At 67.8% G+C, this 4,657-nt stretch carries 5 protein-coding genes and 1 pseudogene; 3 read left to right on the top strand and 3 right to left on the bottom strand.

Annotated elements, in window-relative coordinates; all coding sequences use genetic code 11:
- Positions 1–716 precede the first annotated feature (716 nt).
- Positions 717–2,150, top strand: a complete 1,434-nt coding sequence (locus tag VXC91_RS42615) for an ATP-binding protein (RefSeq protein ID WP_329512723.1) — start codon at positions 717–719, stop codon at positions 2,148–2,150.
- 303 nt (positions 2,151–2,453) lie between these two features.
- Here VXC91_RS42615 and VXC91_RS42610 read toward each other — a convergent pair.
- Positions 2,454–2,749, bottom strand: a pseudogene (locus VXC91_RS42610) (integrase core domain-containing protein); the annotation flags it as partial.
- Positions 2,719–2,973: a hypothetical protein gene (locus VXC91_RS42605; protein WP_329512725.1), complete on the bottom strand. Its 255-nt coding sequence runs from the start codon at positions 2,971–2,973 to the stop codon at positions 2,719–2,721. The gene VXC91_RS42605 and the pseudogene VXC91_RS42610, both read right to left, overlap by 31 nt.
- 6 nt (positions 2,974–2,979) lie before the next feature.
- Here VXC91_RS42605 and VXC91_RS42600 point away from each other — a divergent pair, with 6 nt between their 5' ends.
- Both VXC91_RS42600 and VXC91_RS42595 read left to right on the top strand, forming a co-directional pair.
- Entirely contained in the window at positions 2,980–3,714 is a 735-nt protein-coding gene (locus VXC91_RS42600; protein ID WP_329512722.1) for a tyrosine-type recombinase/integrase, read from the top strand.
- A complete protein-coding gene (locus VXC91_RS42595) occupies positions 3,711–4,067 on the top strand; it encodes a hypothetical protein (RefSeq protein ID WP_329512721.1) in 357 nt (118 codons plus the stop codon). The genes VXC91_RS42600 and VXC91_RS42595 overlap by 4 nt, the downstream gene beginning before the upstream one ends.
- A 15-nt stretch (positions 4,068–4,082) precedes the next feature.
- Here the strand turns inward: VXC91_RS42595 and VXC91_RS42590 are convergent, their stop codons facing one another.
- Positions 4,083–4,499 (bottom strand): hypothetical protein, encoded by a 417-nt coding sequence (locus tag VXC91_RS42590; protein WP_329512724.1) that lies wholly within the window; start codon positions 4,497–4,499, stop codon positions 4,083–4,085.
- Positions 4,500–4,657 lie beyond the last annotated feature (158 nt).

Raw genomic sequence — 4,657 nt, 5'->3', positions numbered from 1 at the left:
CGCCCGCAAAGGTGGGTTCAGCGATGCTTTCGAGACGCTGCCTCCGCATCGAGATCAGCGACGCCCACGGGGACCTGTGCCCACGGCATCCCCCGGCGGACGCCGACCCGATCCACTCCGACCGGCGGGCCCGGCCTGGCGCTCGTCGCCGCTCTCGCCGACCGCTGGGACCGCGTCCCCCACCCGACCGGCTGCGAACCATCGTCCAAGTCCCTGGACACCCCAGCATCGCCGCCGCCACACGCGCCATCTGTGACGGCCGCCACGAGGCTCTCAGATCGAAGCCGAGTTCGCAGCCTTGCGCTACTTCGCGCTTAACACACACCGACCACCGCAGCCACGACGACCTGGGTCTTCCTCAGCCCGAGAGAGGTTTCCCGGCTCGGTTTTCTCAGTGCCCGGGGACGCACCACCACGAGCGCCGTCGACGAACGACTACGCGCTGCTGACCTGCGACGCTGCCTAGGCGAGGCTGACCGCAGGTTAGTGGCACGGCAGGAGCCGAACGGCATGACTGGTCATCCGTGCAGGCTGACCTGCGGGGTCTGTGCGTGAGTGGCGGTGGAAGGGCGGGCGCGGCTGGTGCCGCGCTTGGCCGGGTGAGGGAGCCGGGCCGCATGGTCGCGGTTCAGTACCCATCCGAACCGAGGTAGGCTGTCCTAAGTAAAATTCAATCTACGTAAGATGAAATCTATGTTTCTCGGAGTGGGGTGGCGATGGAGTTCAAGGGCAGAGCGGCCGACCTGAAGCTGCTCGCGCGGCAGCTGGAGGCGGTGGCGGAGGGTACGGGGGCCACGCGGGGGCGGGCTGTGATCATGACGGGCCGGCGGCGGGTGGGGAAGTCACGGCTGGTGCAGGAGTTCTGCGACCGCTCCGGGCTCCCGTACGTGGTGTTCCAGGCGACGCGGGGCCGGAACCCGGTAGCCGAGCGGACGGACTTCGCAGCCGCCGTCGGCCAGTCGCCGCTGGCCGGTGCGGAACTGGTGGCGGGGCTGCAGGCGGCGGACTGGAACCAGGCACTGCGGCAGCTGGCGGTGGCCCTGCCAGACGATGCTCCAAGCATCGCGGTGATCGACGAGGTGCCGTGGTTGGTGGAGCAGGATGGGGAATTCGAGGGGGCACTGCAGACCATCTGGGACCGGCACCTGTCCGGCAAGCCGGTGCTGCTGGTACTGGTGGGCAGCGACATGTCGGTGATGGAGGCACTGCAGTCACACGGTCGGCCGTTCTTCGGGCGGGCGGCCAAGATGACCGTACAGCCGCTGCACCTGGCCGACGTGCAGGAGATGACCCGGCTGGGCGCGGCAGAGGCGGTGGATGCGCTGCTGATCACCGGCGGGTTCCCGGAGATCGTTCAGTCGTGGAGGCCGGGCATGACGCGTGGGGACTTCCTACGCGAGGCGGTGGCCAATCCGCTCTCCCCGCTGCTGGTGGCCGGTGAGCTCACGCTACTGGGGGAGTTCCCCGAGGCGTCGCACTCGCGGGCGGTGCTGGAGGCGGTGGGCAGCGGCGAGCGCACCTTCTCGACGATCGCGGCGCAGGCCGGCGGTGCGGGGGCGCTGCCGTCGGGGACGCTGTCCCCCCTCCTCAATACCCTGCAGGCCAAGCGGGTGATCGCCACCGACCTGCCGCTGTCCGCGAAGCCGGACAGCAAGAACAAGCGCTACCGCATCGCCGATCCCTACCTGCGGTTCTGGCTCGCCTTCCTGCAGCGCGGGATTCCGCTCATCGAGCGCGGCCGGGGAGACTTGGCGCTGGAGCGCGTAGAGCGCTCCTGGACCACCTGGCGAGGGCGGGCCGTGGAACCGCTGATCCGCGCCTCGCTGGAGCGGCTGCTGCCCGATGACCGCTGGCCTGCGACCGAGGCGGTGGGCGGTTGGTGGAACCGGCAGAACAACCCGGAGATCGATCTGGTGGGCGCAGACCGTGAGCCCGTGGCCGGCATGGTGCACTTCCTGGGCTCGATCAAATGGCTGGAGGACCGCCCGTTCGGGCGGCACGAGTACGACGCCTTGGTGCGGGACATGCTCGCCGTGCCCGGTGCCGACCCGGATACGCCGCTGGTCGCGGTCTCCCGCAGCGGCGTCAGTAGCGGTCTGCCATTGGCCGCGTACTGGGGACCGGAGGACCTGGTCGGGGCCTGGCAGTAGGGAGCACCAGCTCGGCGGCCCGTGGGTGCCTCGTGGCCGACGGCCCGCCGTTCAACAGCAGGAGCGGGCAGGGCGGCTGGAGGAGCGGCTCGACGGCCTGAGCTGCGTGGAGTTGCTGGAACAGGAGCACGTACCGGGTGGGCGGTCGGTACAAGCAGTCCAGTCAGGAGCGTTCTCCTTCTGGACCGCGGCCACCTGGGAACGCAACTCCGCGACAGCACCGCGCTCGTGCACGTCCTGCCATTCAGGCGCGTGCAGCTCATCCAGCGACCCTGAGCTTGCCGAACACCTCATCCAGGCTGGTCAGGCCGCATGCGCGTACTCGTTCAGGGTGCCGCCGAGTCGCGGGCGTCGTCGTATGTCGAGGCGCGCGATCCGCTCTGGATCACCGATCGGAGCGGGTAGCGGACGGAGAGGGCAGGCGTTCGCGAGGCCCTGATGCGCCTGTGCTCGTTGTAGAAGGACTCGAACTCGCGCAGGGCGTACAGGAGATGGCGCTGGTCCCAGATCAGTGTGCGGTCGAGCAGTTCTCGGCGGCAGGCCTGCACCCACCGTTCCATGATTGAGTTCATCTGGGGCATCCGGATGCCACTGAGGACGGCGGTACAGCGAGATCCGCACCAGCCGGTTCGACTGCCTCTCCCCGGTCCCCGACCGGGCCGTCGACGCCGCCGAGGGCGAACAGATCGCCCGCTTCCACTACGCACAGAGCAAGGTCGACATCGCGCCGGACAACATCCTCGTCGACGCCGAGGTCGTCGCGGTCATCGAGGAACAACGGCACTGGATTCGCGAGCACTTCCCCGGCATCACCCCACGCCACCTGTTCATGCAGCGATCCGGCAACCGCCAGGGCGACAAGGCCTACCCATCGGGCACCTACAACTGGATACTCCGCGAGTTCAGCAAGATCGTGAAGATTACCGACAGCAAGAGCAAGCCCGTCGGACTGAGCCACACCCACCGCGTCCGCCACACCAAGCTGACCCGGCTCGCCGAACTCGGCCTGCCCGTCCACGTGTTGATGCGCTATGCCGGGCATGCCACCCCGCCGATGACCATGCACTACGTCGCCGCCCGCCAGAAACACGCCGAGCAGGCATTCCTGGCCACCGCGAAGCTGAGGGTGGACGGCACCCAGGTTGTCTTCTCCCGCGACGACCACGACAGTCTCCACCTGTTCAACCGCGCCGACCGGTTCCTGCCCCACGGCTGGTGCCTGCTGCCTCCGCTGCAGACCTGCGACAAGGGAAACGCCTGCCTGACCTGCTCCGTCTTCGTCACCGACGCCACCCACCAGCCCGCCCTGGAACGGCTGGCCGAGACGGCGGCCCTGATCGACCGCGCCACCACCGGCTTCCGGGAGCGACACGGCCGTCCGATGCCCGAGGACAACGTCTGGCTCCTGCAACGACGGGCCGAACATGCGGCCCTGACGAAACTGCTGGACACCATCCGCTCAAAGCCCGGGTGCCCGGTCCAAGGCGCTGGTTGCGGCACTGCCCCCACCGCGCCTGTCCCGCTCGCTCTCGATCTCGACCGTCACCGAAGGACCCGGCTATGACCGACGCCCGCGTCAAGCGCACCCAGACCCTCGCCACCGCCGCGAAGGCGAAGTCCCAGGCCAAGAGGGAGGCCGGCGTCTCCCACGCCTTCCTCTATAACCACCCCGACCTGCGGAGGCGCATCGAACGTCTGCGGGCCCAAGCACGTCCGGTCCCCGCACCGACTCCCCTCGCAGACACCGAGAGCACTCTCGTCCTCGCGCTGACGAGCCAGATCACCCGGTTGAAGAAGCAGCATCGCCAGGAAGTCGAGGCTCTGCGGGATGCACTGGAACAGGCCCACGGCGAGAACCTCGACCTTCGGCGCGAGCTCACCCACCGAGGTTGGGCTGAGAACCTTCAGCTCAGCTGATCGACAAGCGGCGATCTACGAATCCGAACGCAGACCCAGGGCGCTGTGCTGCACGAGCCCAGGAGGAACATCCGCCTTCCCCGACCTCTTTCGAACCAACTCCATGAATTTCCTGCGGAGTTCTTGTGCTGGCTCGCCGAGCACGATCCCGCTGAGCACCAGCTCAAGCATCAGGCAGTCATACTCGTCGTCGTCGCTGCGATAGCGCTCCGGGTCGCGTTCCGCCACGGCCTCGGCGATCTGCCAACCACCGCCATCGGCCGGGGCGAAGGTCGCTTCGAAGACCCCGTTGCCCGTCCAGCTTCGGTGCAGGAAGACGACATCATCCTCAGCGAAGACATCCCACTTCTCGTCCATGTCTCGCGAGTAGTAACCGAGCTGAATGCGCCTCCAGTCCTCATCCGACCAGATCCGGCGCGGAAGGAGCGGCATCGCGCGAGGAGTGAAAATCGGCTGGATGCGGTCGGAAAACGAAGACCTGGTCACGCGTTCGTCGGCTGGCATGCTGCGATCCTACGGAGGACGCCACCCAGAGCGACAGCCGCAGCGTTGCTGCAATATCTACATTGTCGCGAGCTGGGCAAACAGAC

Source organism: Streptomyces chiangmaiensis (assembly GCF_036281785.1).
GTDB classification, from domain to species: domain Bacteria; phylum Actinomycetota; class Actinomycetes; order Streptomycetales; family Streptomycetaceae; genus Streptomyces; species Streptomyces chiangmaiensis.
Note: the sequence above shows the minus strand (reverse complement) of the source record. Positions and strands in the feature narration are given on the sequence as shown.